Source organism: Mesorhizobium sp. M1365, assembly GCF_040317865.1.
Taxonomy (GTDB): domain Bacteria; phylum Pseudomonadota; class Alphaproteobacteria; order Rhizobiales; family Rhizobiaceae; genus Mesorhizobium.
Genome location: NZ_JAMYLG010000004.1, coordinates 196,870 through 211,158, shown reverse-complemented (window position 1 = coordinate 211,158; position 14,289 = coordinate 196,870). Strand labels below are relative to the sequence as shown.

General features: G+C 61.5%; 15 protein-coding genes. 10 read left to right on the top strand and 5 right to left on the bottom strand.

Annotated features, from left to right (window positions below):
• The 5 genes from NKH04_RS07125 (at position 1) to guaD (ending at position 5,762) form a co-directional block, all read left to right on the top strand.
• Positions 1–1,053 (top strand): ABC transporter permease, encoded by a 1,053-nt coding sequence (locus NKH04_RS07125; RefSeq protein ID WP_502913370.1) that lies wholly within the window; start codon positions 1–3, stop codon positions 1,051–1,053.
• 10 nt (positions 1,054–1,063) lie between these two features.
• Complete coding sequence (locus NKH04_RS07120) at positions 1,064–1,999, top strand: ABC transporter permease (protein WP_352470597.1); 936 nt, start codon at positions 1,064–1,066, stop codon at positions 1,997–1,999.
• A 7-nt stretch (positions 2,000–2,006) separates the two neighbouring features.
• Positions 2,007–3,407 (top strand): 8-oxoguanine deaminase, encoded by a 1,401-nt coding sequence (locus NKH04_RS07115; protein ID WP_352470598.1) that lies wholly within the window; start codon positions 2,007–2,009, stop codon positions 3,405–3,407.
• A gap of 23 nt (positions 3,408–3,430) precedes the next feature.
• On the top strand, positions 3,431–4,294 hold the full coding sequence (locus NKH04_RS07110; protein WP_352470599.1) for an aromatic ring-hydroxylating dioxygenase subunit alpha: 864 nt from the start codon (positions 3,431–3,433) through the stop codon (positions 4,292–4,294).
• 100 nt (positions 4,295–4,394) lie between these two features.
• Entirely contained in the window at positions 4,395–5,762 is a 1,368-nt protein-coding gene (guaD, locus tag NKH04_RS07105; protein WP_353044140.1) for a guanine deaminase, read from the top strand.
• A gap of 78 nt (positions 5,763–5,840) precedes the next feature.
• On the opposite strand, the gene NKH04_RS07100 is transcribed toward guaD, so the two are convergent.
• Both NKH04_RS07100 and NKH04_RS07095 read right to left on the bottom strand, forming a co-directional pair.
• Entirely contained in the window at positions 5,841–6,896 is a 1,056-nt protein-coding gene (locus NKH04_RS07100; RefSeq protein ID WP_353044139.1) for an alpha/beta fold hydrolase, read from the bottom strand.
• 345 nt (positions 6,897–7,241) lie between these two features.
• Complete coding sequence (locus NKH04_RS07095) at positions 7,242–7,826, bottom strand: glutathione binding-like protein (RefSeq protein WP_352470601.1); 585 nt, start codon at positions 7,824–7,826, stop codon at positions 7,242–7,244.
• Positions 7,827–7,981: 155 nt separating this feature from the next.
• Here NKH04_RS07095 and NKH04_RS07090 point away from each other — a divergent pair, with 155 nt between their 5' ends.
• The 5 genes from NKH04_RS07090 to NKH04_RS07070 all read left to right on the top strand — a co-directional run bounded on the left by NKH04_RS07090 (position 7,982) and on the right by NKH04_RS07070 (position 12,556).
• Positions 7,982–8,125: a hypothetical protein gene (locus tag NKH04_RS07090; RefSeq protein ID WP_353044138.1), complete on the top strand. Its 144-nt coding sequence runs from the start codon at positions 7,982–7,984 to the stop codon at positions 8,123–8,125.
• Between the two features lie 61 nt (positions 8,126–8,186).
• Complete coding sequence (petA, locus tag NKH04_RS07085; RefSeq protein WP_502895671.1) at positions 8,187–8,768, top strand: ubiquinol-cytochrome c reductase iron-sulfur subunit; 582 nt, start codon at positions 8,187–8,189, stop codon at positions 8,766–8,768.
• Positions 8,769–8,784: 16 nt separating this feature from the next.
• Positions 8,785–10,077, top strand: a complete 1,293-nt coding sequence (locus tag NKH04_RS07080) for a cytochrome b (RefSeq protein ID WP_353044137.1) — start codon at positions 8,785–8,787, stop codon at positions 10,075–10,077.
• Between the two features lie 23 nt (positions 10,078–10,100).
• Complete coding sequence (locus NKH04_RS07075) at positions 10,101–11,618, top strand: mechanosensitive ion channel family protein (RefSeq protein WP_352470603.1); 1,518 nt, start codon at positions 10,101–10,103, stop codon at positions 11,616–11,618.
• Positions 11,619–11,644: 26 nt separating this feature from the next.
• Positions 11,645–12,556, top strand: a complete 912-nt coding sequence (locus NKH04_RS07070; RefSeq protein WP_353015964.1) for a pirin family protein — start codon at positions 11,645–11,647, stop codon at positions 12,554–12,556.
• A 121-nt stretch (positions 12,557–12,677) separates the two neighbouring features.
• On the opposite strand, the gene NKH04_RS07065 is transcribed toward NKH04_RS07070, so the two are convergent.
• Genes NKH04_RS07065 through NKH04_RS07055 form a run of 3 tightly spaced genes read right to left on the bottom strand, consistent with a single transcriptional unit; the run spans position 12,678 to position 14,166 of the window.
• On the bottom strand, positions 12,678–13,055 hold the full coding sequence (locus NKH04_RS07065; protein WP_353044136.1) for a DUF1810 domain-containing protein: 378 nt from the start codon (positions 13,053–13,055) through the stop codon (positions 12,678–12,680).
• A gap of 42 nt (positions 13,056–13,097) precedes the next feature.
• Entirely contained in the window at positions 13,098–13,379 is a 282-nt protein-coding gene (locus NKH04_RS07060; RefSeq protein ID WP_352449832.1) for a GNAT family N-acetyltransferase, read from the bottom strand.
• 52 nt (positions 13,380–13,431) lie between these two features.
• Positions 13,432–14,166: a sensor histidine kinase gene (locus NKH04_RS07055; protein WP_352540087.1), complete on the bottom strand. Its 735-nt coding sequence runs from the start codon at positions 14,164–14,166 to the stop codon at positions 13,432–13,434.
• Between the last annotated feature and the right edge of the window lie 123 nt (positions 14,167–14,289).

Here is a 14,289-nt window from a genome sequence, read left to right as displayed (position 1 = left end):
TTGGCGATCAAGCTCCAGCGCGTTCCATCCGCGCAGCCCTCCGTTGCCTTTGCGGCACGTGCCCTGGCGATCGTGCTGGCACTGGGGGTCGCCGGCCTGGTTCTGGCCGCTCGCGGCAATGCTCCCGTCGAACTCGCCTGGGAGGTGCTCAACTCGACTTTTGGCTCGAGCTTCGGGCTGGAAGATGTCGGACTTCTGGTCACTCCCCTGATCCTGACCGGCCTGTCGGTCTGGGTAGCGCTGAGAATCGGCGCCTGGAACATCGGCGCGGAGGGCCAATTCTATGCCGGCGCCTTCAGCGCCACGGCGGTCGCGCTGTTCATTCCCGGCCCGACCTGGCTGATCCTGCCTGTTATGTTCATCGCTGGCGCGCTCGGCGGGCTGCTCTGGATACTGGTGCCGACGCTGGCGCGCGCCTACGCCGATGTCAGCGAACTCATCACCACCCTGCTTCTGAATTTCGTGGGGACGCTGATGGTCTACTACGTCGCCACCGGACCATGGCTCGACCCGAGCGGCCATGCGCTCGCGACCACTGCACGTCTGCCGCATGACGTGCCTGAATTCTGGGGTATCGTGCACTACGGTTTCCCGCTGGCGATCCTGCTCACCTTTGTCATCGCAGGACTGCTCAACTACACGCGCTGGGGTTACGAGGTGCGGGTCGCTGGGTCGAACCCGAGCGCGGCGCTTTATGCGGGCATGCCGTTCCGCCGCCGCCTGATCGTCGTCCTGCTGATGTCGGGAGCGATCGCCGGCATCGCCGGTATGCTGGAAGTAGCTGGCACGGTGCATCGCCTGCAGGGCGGCATTTCCAACAATTTCGGCTATCTCGGCATCATGGTCGCGGTGCTGGCGCGCGGTTCCTCACTTGGCGTGCTCGCAGGCGCGGCTTTGATGGGCGTCATCCTGAATTCGGGCATCATCCTGCAGACGCAAGGCATCACCGTCTCGGCCGTGCTCGCCATCACCGGACTGATCCTGTTCTTCACGGCGATCGGCAACGAACTCGCTCACTACCGCATCACGCGGACCGAACCGGTCGCGAGCTGAGGAAACACCCATGGACATGATCGCCGGACTGATCCAGACCTCCATTCTCGCCGGCGGCGTGCTGGCGCTGGCGGCGCTGGGCGAGACGCTCTCCGAGCGCGCCGGCGTCGTCAATCTTGGCGTCGAAGGGCTTATGGCGCTCGGTGCAATCACTGGCATCGCGGTCGTCGTCGCCACGCCGCACCCTATGCTCGGCTTCGTCCTTGCGCTTGCCGTCGGTTTCCTCATTGGCTGCGTCTTCGCTCTTGGCACCGTCGTCATTAAAGCGAACCAGGTGTTGTGCGGCCTGGCGCTGACGCTGATGGGCACCGGCATGGCCGCAACGATCGGTCGCGCCTATTCCGGCATGCCGGCGCCGGCGACCTTCGCGCCGATCGCTATTCCCTATCTTAGCGACATCCCGCTGCTCGGTCGCGCGATCTTCACGCAGAACATCCTTGTCTACCTGATCTACATCGTCCTGCCGGTTGTGCTGCACTACATCATGTTCCGCACGCGCCACGGGCTGAACATGCGCGCGGTGGGCGAAAACCCCGCGGCAGCCGACGCCGCCGGCATTTCGGTGCTAAGCATCCGCTTCTGGTATGTCGCCGCGGGCTCGGCGCTGGCGGCCGGCGCCGGCGCTTACCTCACGCTTGCCTTCGTTCCCTCCTGGTCGGAAGGCGTCGTGGCCGGCCGCGGCTGGATTGCCGTCTCTCTCGTCATCTTCGCAGGCTACCGGCCCCTCAACGCCGTGCTGGCCGCTCTGCTGTTCGGTCTCATCACCTCGCTCGGCTTCGTCGGCCAAGCACGCAACTGGCCGATCGCGGCGCCGATCCTGTCGATGCTGCCCTATCTCGGCACGATCGCCCTGATCATCGTGCCGGTGCTTGCCTGGCAGCGCATGCGCCGGGTAATGGCCGCGCCGGCTGCTCTCGGCGAACCCTATTTCCGCGACATGCGTTGAGACCGTCATGCCCCGCCTGCTTGTCAAGAACATCGATCTGCTCGCCACCTTCGATGATACGCGCCGCGAGATTTCCGACGGCGCCTTGATGATCGACGACAACGTCATCGAAGCGGTCGGCACCACCGCGGAACTCAGTGCCTCCAGTGCCGACGAGGTGCTCGACCTATCGGGCCATGTCGTCATGCCGGGCATGGTGAACACGCATCATCATATGTACCAGAACCTCACCCGTGTGATGGCTCAGAACGACGAACTGCTTGTCTGGCTGAAGACGCTCTATCCGATCTGGGCCGAGCTCGACGACGATGCGATAGGTGTCTCGGCGCGCGTAGCGATGGCCGAGCTTATCCATTCGGGCTGCACGACCAGCTCCGATCACCTCTACATCTTGCCCAACAACTGCACGCTCGACGCGACGATCGGTGCGGCCCGCGATATCGGTCTGCGTTTCCACGCTGCGCGTGGAGCCATGTCGCGCGGCGAAAGCCAGGGCGGCTTGCCGCCGGATCGCTGCGTCGAAAAGGAAGAGGATATCCTGAAGGATGCCGAACGGCTGATCGGCGGCTATCACGACGCGTCGCGGCATTCAATGAGCCGAATCATCCTGGCTCCTTGCTCGCCTTTCTCGGTGACTCCGGAGTTGATGCGCGATGCGGCATCGCTGGCGCGCAGCCACAAGGGCGTGAACCTGCATTCGCACCTTGCCGAAGAGCTTTTCGAGGAGAAGTACTGCCTCGAAATCTATGGCAAACGGCCGGTCGAGTTCGCCGAATCCGTCGGCTGGCTCGGTGACGACGTCTGGTTCGCCCACTCGATTTTCATGACCAGCGACGAGATCGACCGCTTCGCCGAAACCGGCACCGGGGTCGCCCATTGCCCGTCGGCTAACATGCGCTGCGGCCAGGGCATCGCGAAAATCCGCGAGATGCTCGACAAGGGCGTGAAGGTCGGCCTTGGCGTCGACGGCTCGGCCTCGAACGACACGTCGAACCTGTTCATGGAAGCGCGGCTGGCGCTGATGCTTCAGCGTGTCGCGCCGCACCACTACCTCTCCGAAAAGCCCGGCGGCCGCGGCGGTTTCGGCGGCACGCCGACGGCGCTGTCCGCGCGCGAGGCCCTCGAAATGGCGACGCGCGGTGGCGCTGCCCTGCTCGGCCGCAATGACATCGGCCATCTCGCGCCCGGCATGTGCGCCGACTTCATCGCGGTCAAACGCAGCCAACTCGGCCTTTCCGGCACCGAGCGCGACCCGCTCGCCGCGCTGGTGCTTTGCGGACCCTTCAAGGTCGACTATTCCTACATCAACGGCCGGCAGATTATCGCGAGAGGCGACTTCGCCTCTTTCGATGTCGAGGCGGCGATGGCCGACCACCGGGCCGTGATGGACCGCATCTATCGGCAGTGAGATAGCACAGGAAGGACGCAACAATGACGATTAAGCGAGCTGCGGAGCAGGCGGCCCTCGACCAATGGTATTGCATTGACGCGCTGAACGAGATTCCGGTCGGCACGATGCCGAACCGGCTTCTGGGCGTCGATCTGTTGGTAGCCCGCGATACGGCAGGCCCGGTCAATGTGTCGCGTGCCGGCGACGGCAGCCAAGTCCCGGCCAAGGAACGCTACGGCTATCTATGGATCACGCTCGGCATGCCGGCCGGCGATGTGCTGTCGATCCCGGAGGCCTATGAGGACGATCGCCGGCCTGTCGTTTGCGGAGCGATCGCGGTAAAGGCGTCCGGCCTGCGCATCGTCGAGAATTTCCTCGACATGGCGCATTTCCCCTTCGTCCATACCGACATATTGGGCGCCGAGCCGCACACGGAAGTGCGGCATTACACAACCGAAATCCGCCGCGACGTGGATGAGGTGTGGGCGACCAACTGCGAATTCTTCCAGCCGCAGGCAGCACTCTCGGCGACCGGCGGCATCATGACCCAATACATGTACCGGGTCGCCAATCCTTTCGCGGTGATGCTCTACAAGACCTGCCCCAACTCGGCTACCCGGTGGGACGTGATCTGTCTGTTCGTGCAGCCCCTCGATCCGGACCGCTGCCGCGCGCACCCCGTCATGTTCCTGATCGACGACGTATCGACCACGACCGAACTTGTGCAGTTCCAGCAGCTCATCTTCCTGCAGGACCGCATCATCCTGGAGAACCAGCGGCCACTTCTTTTGCCGCTCGAGCCGCGCGCGGAAATCCCGACGCGGGCCGACGGCTCGTCGATCGCCTATCGCCGCTGGCTGAAGGAGAAGGGCATCACCTACGGCACGACGGCGCAAGCCGCATGAGCGGCAGCCCTTCCGATATTGTCATCGGCATCGACGGACGGGCAATCACGCTCTGGCGCTTCGCGACGGCAGTGCGTAGCTGTTCTTCGGCGGAGGACAGGTGAGCGACCTGAGCGGCAAGACGCTTCTGGCCAGCGGCTTTCACGCGCCGGAGCGCGGGCTCGTGGAAGAGTTGCTCCATGCCCTGATCGCAATCGATCAATCAGGCATCATCGCCTCGGTGCTGCATCCGCATGATGCCGGCTATGACGAGGCGCTGGAGGCCGCGCGCCGGACCGGTTCGCTGGCGACCTTGCCGGCGCAGAGTTATCTGCTGCCCGGCTTCGTCGATCTTCACGTGCACGCGCCGCAATATCCGCAGCTCGGCAGAGCGCTGGACGTGCCGCTCGAGGCCTGGCTCCACAAACACACGTTTCCCCTGGAGGCGCGCTACGCCGATCTCGCCTTCGCGCGGCGCAGCTACGGCCTGCTGGTCGACGACCTGATCGCTAACGGCACGACCACAGCGCTCTATTTCGCAACCATCCACCAGGACGCGACAAGGCTGCTCGTCGACATTTGCCTCGAACGTGGGCAACGTGCGCTGGTCGGTAAAGTGGCGATGGACAATCCCGACGAGTGCCCGGCCTATTATCGCGATACCTCGGCGGACGCGGCCATCGATGGCACGCGCGCTCTGATCGACTACGTGCATGGGCATCCGGACAATGCCACGGGACGGGTAAAGCCGGTCATTACGCCGCGCTTCATCCCCTCCTGTACCGACGCCGCCCTCAAAGGGCTCGGCATGCTTGCGCAGGAATGCGGCTGCCATGTGCAGACGCATTGCTCGGAGAGCGACTGGGCGCATGGCTACGTGCTGCAGCGCCACGGGATCAGCGACACGTCTAGCCTTGATCGCTTTGGCCTGCTGCGCGCCGGCAGCGTGCTCGCGCACGCCAATTTCATTACGCTTGCCGACATGGAGACGATCCGCGTGCGCAAGGCGGCCGTGGCGCACTGCGCCGTCTCCAACGCCTACTTCGCAGGCGCCGTGTTCCCGTTGAGGGCGGCCCTCGAGAAGGGTGTCAAGGTCGGGCTCGGCACCGACATTTCCGGGGGACCGAGCGCCTCGATGTTCGATGCGATGCGCGCGACGGTCATGTCGTCGCGCATGCTGGAAACCGGCACCGACCCGGCGCTAGCGGCCGAGACGCGCGGCACGGCCGGAACAGCACGCGTCGACTTTCGCGAGTCCTTCCACCTGGCGACGGCAGGCGGTGGCGCGGCACTCGGCTTGCCTGTGGGGCGATTCTCGCCTGGCTACCATTTCGATGCGATCCTGGTCGACACCGCCGCGCCCAGAGGCACAATTCACCTGTGGGACGAACTCGACGACGGCGACGGCATCCTTCAGAAGATCGTCTACTCCGCTTCCAGGGCCAACATCGCGTCGGTCTGGGTCGGCGGGAGAGCTGTTCTCGCCTAAGCGGACCGGAGGCTGTGCCGAGAACCAGGACTCTTCCCGTTTTATTCCTTGCGGTCGGGGGCACGTCATGGATTTTGATCAGTATTCGCCGACGTCGATGACAGCCTGGGCAAAGGCTTGCGGGGCTTCTTGAGGCAAGTTGTGGCCGATACCGCCGGTGATGATCCGGTGCGTGTATCTGCCCGAGAATTTCTTGGCGTAGGAACTGCTGTCGGGATGGGGTGCGCCATTGGCATCGCCCTCAAGGGTAATGGTCGGCACTGTGATCACGGGAGCTTCGGCCAGCCGGTTTTCCAGAACGTCATATTCCGGCTCGCCCTGTGCCAGGCCGAGCCTCCAACGGTAATTGTGAATGACGATGCTGACGTGATCCGGGTTGTCCAGTGCTGCGGCGCTGCGCTGGAAGATGTCATCATCGAAATTCCACTGCGGCGAAGCGAGTTGCCAGATGAGTTTGGCGAAATCGCGCGTGTATTTCTCGTAGCCGGCGCGGCCGCGATCCGTGGCGAAGTAATACTGATACCACCATTGAAGCTCCGCCTCCGGTGCCAGCGGCACCATGCCGACCTGCTGATTTCCGATGAGATAGCCGCTCACCGAGACGATCGCCTTGCAACGCTCAGGCCAGAGCGCGGCAACGACATTGGCCGTTCGAGCGCCCCAGTCGCAGCCGGCGATCGTGGCCTTTTCGATCCCCAGCGCATCCATCAGGGCGATCGTATCCGCGGCGAGCGCCGACTGCTGGCCGTTGCGCATCGTCTCGTCCGACAGGAAGCGCGTAGTGCCGTAGCCGCGCAGGTAGGGCACAATCACGCGGTACCCCTTTGCGGCAAGCAGGGGAGCGACATCGGCGTAGGTGTTAATGTCATAAGGCCAGCCATGAAGCAGGATCACTGGGGCACCTTCGGCGGGCCCCAGCTCCGCATATCCGACGCTCAGATTTCCGGCATTGACCTGCCCGAGCGAGCCGAATGATTTCTGCGTGGCTTGCGTAGCAGATGCCCTCGCCTCGACCGTCCAAGTGGCCGCCGGCTCGCTCAAGCCGAGTTCGGTGGCGGCGAACGTCATTGCTGCAGCACCAACAATGCGCCGGCGGCGATGATCGACCGTGTCGGGAGCCTTACTCGCATTCATGATGAAGCCTCTGTAATGACCAACAAGCAGGAACGACCGGACCGCCCGCCTCATCGGCCGACAGGAAATGTTGCCTATTTCGATGGTGACTGCGGGCGGCGGACCAACCACTGTAACACTCGGCCAGGAGGCAGTGCGGCGAACTCTGATTGAATGCCGGTCAGGTCAAGCGTTTCCTCGATTTCCCTCCTCAGAAATTCGAGACCTAGGCCGTCCCCGCGCTTGGAAGCGGCTGGATGTAGATGTAGCATCCGCAGGAACGGCAGCATGAGAATGACTCCTGATCTTCTGTTTGGGCGAGAGGACATGTTGCATCTGGTCTTATGCTCGAAGTCGCCCTCAGCTTCAGACGAGGCCCTCACGATCCATTGCGATGCGCACGGCCGGTCGGGCAGCCATTCGGACGCGAAGGGCTTGCAAAGGCGCGGGAACAGGGACTTGGAAGCGGGCCGCCCAAAGCAGCATCACGAAAAGATAAAAATCCGCGACGCTGGGCTTGTCGCCGAACAGATAGTCGGTCTCGAGCCCGTCAGCGACGAACTCGAGTTGGCTCGTAATCGTCGCGCTCGCCCTGGCCTTTTCGGCATCGCTGCTTTGGTGCCACATCGGCTTGAAGCTTCGGTGTATTTCAGTTGAGATGTAGGTCAGCGCTTCGAGAAGGCGGGTACGGCCCAACGGCCCCGCCACTGCCAGTGGCGGGTATTGCGACGCAATCCAGTCGAGGACGGCGATATTTTCCGTCAGCGTTTCGCCGCTATCCAGCACGAGGGCTGGAACATAGCCCTTGCGCGTGACGGTAGTGAAATCATCCCCGGAGCCTGTCCGTTTGGTCTTGAGGTTCACACTTTCGCGCTCGAAGGAAACACCGGCCTCTTCCAGAGCGATGTGGTCCGCCAGGCTGCAGGCGAGAGGGCTGTAGTAGAGTTTCACCGCTTTTCCCTTTTCTGAACCCGATTGAATCCCGCAACTGGTCGTCGCCGAGCGGAAAACCTGCCCCGCGCCACGCGAGACAACCGCTCCAGAAACTCGCACTTGGCGGAGACGACGACTACGACACCGACAGCTAGACGTGCCTATGCCGAGGTATGGTCGGACTGAAGTTCGGGATCGCCGTGCGCAATGCCGGGACGTATGCCAGCTCAGCGGCCAACGGTTATCTGGAGGAATCCAGAACCTTCCATGATGGCATCATCGCCGGCCCGGCCAGTCCTTCGCTCAGGAAATCCTAAACGAAAGTATTGGACGCACGTGCCGTTGGCACGATGGCTCACACCCGGCCACGGCCGGCATATTCCGCGCGGCACGAGCAGACTGGAAACGCGAAAGCCGTGGTCTGACTTTTGCTCGATTGCCACCAACGCGATGACGCAGCTTCCGACAATAGGAGTGGCCATCATGGCCGACCTTTCCGAAACCTCCACAGCCGAGCACACATTGCGCGTCGAGGCGCCCGCCGCGATCGAGGTCGACGTCTCCTCGCTGACGCCGGGAACGTCGCTGATCGTCGACTGGCACGGCAAGCCGGTTGTCGTGCGCAACCGCACCGAAAAAGAGAGGAAGGACGGCCAGGCAGTCAGTCTCGCCGAGCTCAAGGATCCAATTGCCCGCAACGCCAACCTGCCGGCCGATGCGCCGGCAACCGACGCCAATCGAACTATGCCGGGCAAGGAAGCCTGGGTGGTGATGATCCAGGTCTGCACCCATCTTGGCTGCATCCCGCATGGTCAGGAAGGCGATTTCGACGGCTGGTTCTGCCCCTGCCATGGTTCGCAATACGACACTGCCGGCCGCGTCCGGAAGGGGCCGGCACCCGAGAACATGGCGGTACCGGTGTTCCAATTCGTTTCCGACACCAAGATCCGTATCGGCTGAGGCAGGGGGCATTTCGATGAGCGAGGGACACTCGACCTATACGCCCAAAACCAGAATCGAACGTTGGTTCGACGCCCGCCTGCCGCTGCCGCGGCTGGTCTATGACAGCTTCATCGTCTATCCCGTCCCGCGCAACCTGAACTATGCCTATACGTTCGGCGGCATTCTCACGATCATGCTGGTTTCACAGATCCTGACCGGCATCGTGCTGGCGATGCATTACGCCCCTGATACGGGGCTGGCCTTCAACTCGGTCGAGCAGATCATGCGCGACGTGAATTCGGGCTGGCTGCTGCGCTATCTCCATTCCAACGGCGCGTCGTTCTTCTTCATTGCCGTCTACCTCCACATCTGCCGCGGGCTCTACTATGGTTCGTACAAGGCGCCGCGTGAGCTGCTGTGGGTGCTCGGTTGCACCAACCTCCTGCTGATGATGGCGACGGCCTTCATGGGCTACGTGCTGCCTTGGGGACAGATGTCGTTCTGGGGCGCTACTGTCATCACCAGCTTTTTCACCGCCATCCCACTGATCGGCGACTGGCTCCAGCAGCTTTTGCTCGGCGGCTTCGCGGTCGATAATCCGACGCTGAACCGCTTCTTTGCGCTGCATTACCTGCTGCCATTTGTGCTTGTGGGCGTGGTGACCTTGCATATCTGGGCGCTTCACGTCGTCGGCCAGAACAATCCGACCGGCATCGAGGTCAAATCGAAAACCGATGTCGTGGACTTCACGCCCTATGCCACCGTCAAAGATGCCTTCGGCATCCTCGTGTTCCTGTTCTTCTTCGCCTATTTCGTCTTCTACCTGCCGAACTACCTCGGCCATCCCGACAACAACAGCATCGCCAATCCGCTGAAGACGCCGGCCCACATCGTGCCGGAATGGTACTTCCTGCCGTTTTATGCGATCCTGCGGGCCATCACCTTCAATATCGGGCCGATCGATTCCAAGCTCGGCGGCGTGCTCGCGATGTTCGGCTCGATCGCCGTGCTGTTCCTGGTGCCGTGGCTCGACACCTCGAAGGTGCGCTCGGCGGTCTATCGGCCCTGGTACAGGGTGCTCTTCTGGCTGTTCGTTGCCAATGCCCTCTTTCTCGGCTGGCTCGGCTCCCGGCCGGCGGAAGGCGCATACGTCGTCATGTCCCAACTGGCGACGCTTTACTATTTTGCGTTCTTCATCATCGCCATGCCGGTGCTCGGGCTGATCGAAAAGCCGCGACGGCTGCCGAATTCGATCACCGAAGCAGTTCTCGAAAAAGACAAGGCCAGCGCCAGAGGCCCGATCGCCGGGCCGGAGACCAAACGTTGAACCGGGCATAGCGGTGATCGTTCATGAACTGGTGGAACTCTCCTCTGGTCTACATCGTGTTGCTCGGCCTCGCCGGGATCGTCGTTTGGTCTCTCATCCCCAGACGCTTCGCCAATGCGAAGCTGGTCGTCCAACTCGCCTTTTTCGTCGCGATGTCGGCCATGGTTCTCCACCTGCGCGTCGTGCCGTACGAGGCCGCAGGGGACAACGAGACAACCGGAGGAGCGATCCTCATCGGCTCGGTCAAGCTGCTCTGGTGGGTTCACCTTGCCTGGGCGCTGATCGGATTTGTCCGTATCTATCTCGTCTTCGAGCGAAAGCCGCGCGAGGCACGTCTCCTGCAGGACGTCGTGGTCGGTGTCGTCTACGCTGGAATGTTCCTGTCGATCCTGGCGTTTGTCTTTGCAGTGCCGGTCGGAACGCTCATTGCCACGTCGGGCGTGTTTGCCGTCATCCTGGGACTGGCGCTCCAGAATACGCTTGGTGACGTATTTTCGGCGATCGCGCTTAACCTCGGCCGCCCTTACGTGCTTGGAAACTGGATCATTCTGGGCGACGGAACCGAAGGCCGCGTTATCGAGACCAATTGGCGGTCGACCCAACTTCTGACCCCGACACACAATGTCGTGGCGCTGCCAAACAGCCTTCTCGCCAAGATCGGGGTAACAAATCTAAGCGGTCCGGACGAGAGCCATGGACTTGCCGTAACCGTCAAGGTGGCGCCAACGAAGACGCCGGCGATCATCGTAGACCTCATGCGCACTGTCTTGCTGAGCTGCAATTCGATCCTCCAGGACCCTTCGCCTTCGGTCACCATCAGAAGCCTGGATGCCACAGCTATCGAGATCGAGTTGTTTTTTCGCGTCGCAAGTATCGACCAGCGAAGTGCCGCTCGGAACGAAATCTTCGATCTCATTTATCGCCATTCAAAGTCGACCGGCATGCTGCTGGCGGAGCCATTTTCAGGCTCGATTGCCATGACCAACCGGCCGGGCCACGAGACGGCGGCCTCCCAAGGCTTCACCCCGATCGAACTCATCAATTCCATACCGGTATTCTCGGCGCTAACGGATACCGAGCAGGGTTCGCTCGCCAAAGCGGCCTCGGTTCGCACCTACCATAAGGGCGAAATCATCGCACGACAGGGAGAGATGCTGCCGTCGCTCATGATCGTTCGGACGGGCGTCATCGTCCGGCAAATTGGCGAGGACGATGATCAACTGCAGGAGATCTCCCGGCTTGCACCTGGCGATTTCTTCGGCGAGACCGGCTTGCTCGCCGGTATTGGCGAGATGTCGAGTTTGCGGGCAATGACCCCTGTCACGGTTTACGACATAGACCAGGAAAGCTTTGCGCCGCTGCTGCACGACAGGCCCGAAATGGCCGAAGATCTTGCCGCGATCCTGTCGATGAGGGTGTCGGCTTTTAATGAAAGCGGCATCGCCGGACAGCACCACGCGAGCTCCAAATTCGCGCTCCTCAAAGCCATTCAGACAGTCTTTCGAGCCGCTTCGTTCAAGCGCGTTCGAGCACCTGGCTGACAAGGCATGCAGAAGGACAGAGATCCATGACCATCCGCCAAAGCGGTATCACAGGCATCGATACACTCATCCAGCCAGCTATCCGTGATTTTGCGGACGGACTGAAGATAAGGCGCGTATTGCCGTCCTCGGATCGCCTGATGATCGGGCCCTTCATCCTGTTCGACCATTTCGGCCCCGCTATATTCGACGCAGGTCACGGTTTCGATATGGGACCGCATCCGCATATCGGCGTTGCGGCCGTGACCTACCTGATCGATGGCGAGATCGTGCATCGCGACAATTTGGGAAAAGTGCAGACCATCCGTCCTGGCGAGGTCAACTGGATGACGGCCGGGTCGGGCATCGTCCATTCCGAGCGCACGCCACCGGAAGTCCGGGCGTCGGCAAGCAATCTCTTCGGCGCTCAGGCTTGGATCGCCCTCCCCTCCCGCTATGAAGAAATTGCCGCCGACGTCGCACATTTTGGCGCTCCCGAAATACCGAGGATCTGTGCCGACGGCGTCGAGTTTACGTTGATCGCCGGCGCGTCCGACGGGTTGGTCTCGCCGGTAAGGACGTTCTCCGACGTGGTCTATGCCGAAATTGTGCTCACGAGCGGTGCGCGCTACCAGGTGAAACCCGAACACCGTGAGCGTGCGATCTACATCGTCGCCGGTGAGGTTGGAATTGTCGGCCAGTTCGGTACGTTTCATGAGGCCGAATTAGTAGCTCTGGCGCCCGGCGCTGAGATTGTGCTCCAGGCGCCTGCCTTCCATGCGGCGAGACTGATGCTGATAGGAGGTGAGCCCCTGGCCGAGCCACGTCATATCTTTTGGAACTTCGTCTCCTCTTCAGCCGAACGGATCGAGCAGGCAAAGGCGGATTGGCGCGAACGCCGCTTCCCCGGCGTGCCGGGAGAGCACGAGCTCATGCCTCTGCCAGATGGCAGCGTGTGAGGGATAAGGCAGCGGATGGTGACCTCAGCGCCGCGACAGCTTTACGCCGGGTGGCGCAGGCAGACCACTACGATATCAAGTAGAGATCGTTCATCGTTTCCTCATCGAGCAAACCGTCGAATCAGACGTCGAAGATTGTCTCGAGCAGGAACTCGTCGTTGCTTGCTTCGGAAAACAGCGTGAGGGACGCGTGCAACTTCTTCGCATCAACGTCACCGAAGACAGCGCGAGCGCTTAGGCCGGAGAGCCGTTGCAGGGTGCCAACGCATTCCCGATAACGGCCTCCGAGGATCGGAAACGAGAGATAGGCGCTGGCTTCGTCGAGCGATGTGATTGCATATGGCTCAGGCGCTGTACCACTTCGCCTTGTGGCCAACCTTGGGAAGATGAACTCCATGTAGGGAGTGCACATCATCCCTCGACGTAGAATGGCCAGCGCGTCGTCGTAGACCGGATCCTGTGCGCTGACGAATCTCTGCAAATCATACTCGTCAGGCATTTGGATGGATCCTTGGGAAACCCTCAACATTCGTGCCCATGACTAGCCGCCGACGACATCTGCATAGTCCGGGTGCTTGGCGAAAAAGCGGCTCATGAAGGGACATTTCAAGATCGCTTTACGGCCGGTCTTGCGGAGCAGTTCGAAGGTTCCTTGGGCCAATTGCGACGCGATCCCTTGTCCGGAAAATTCCGACGGGACTTCGGTGTGTATCAGCGCAACCTTCCCGCCCTCGAGCCGATAATAGGCCGCCGCAAACATATCACCGGCGATCGGCAGCTCGAAACGGTGCTGTTGGACGTTTTCAACGACTTGTGCATCCATCTTTATCTCTCGATTGTATGTCACGTGTCACCGGAGGCAGATTGGCGGGCCGCTATCGCATCGCAGGCAACCGCAGAGTGACGGTCGTGCCTGCCCCAAGTGTGCTCTGAATATCGATGCTTCCGCCTGATTGCTCGGCAAAGTGCTTCACCATCGGCAAACCGACGCCGCCGAGGCCTTCGCTTTTGGTGGTGAAGAACGGATCGAAGGCGCAGACCATCGTCTCGCTGGTCATCCCGATACCGTTGTCCGCGACGCGGATGTCTACCTGACCGGCGGCAGAGTTCTCAGAGGCCAAGCCGGCATCGATCGAGATGAAACCGCCGTCAGGCATTGCATCGCGCGCGTTGAACAGAAGATTCAGAACCGCATTTTGCAATCCAAAGCGATCGCATCTCACCAAAGGCAGGTCGGACCCAACCCGAAGCTCAAGACCGAAATTGGCATCCAAGGCGCTCCGTACGAGGGTTTCGATCTCAGCCAGGCAAGCACCTACGTTTGTGTATTCGATTTCCGCGTGGCTCTCTCGGGCCAGGCTGATGGTTTGCCGGACAAGGCCACCAGCCCGCTCCAAAGCCGTTTTGGCGCCGGCTATTACAGGCCCGAGCGCCGGAGCCGCTTGGATGCTCGGATCGCGGGCCAGGTGGTTCAACGCCGACGAGGCGACCTGAATGAGATTGCCCAGGTCATGGACGATGCCGGCCGTCGACATTTGCACGGACATACCACCTCCAGGGCCATCGGGCGGGCCGTCGAAGACATCTTCTTTTATGTCCGGACGAAACATTTCGTTCCCCGCTGGCTAAGTCGGCACCTATTGGCTTCAACACGCTATAATTTATGGCTTTTATTTTCCATTATATCTAAGAAGACGCCGATACATACTTCCGTATATTCAATCGCGAGACGA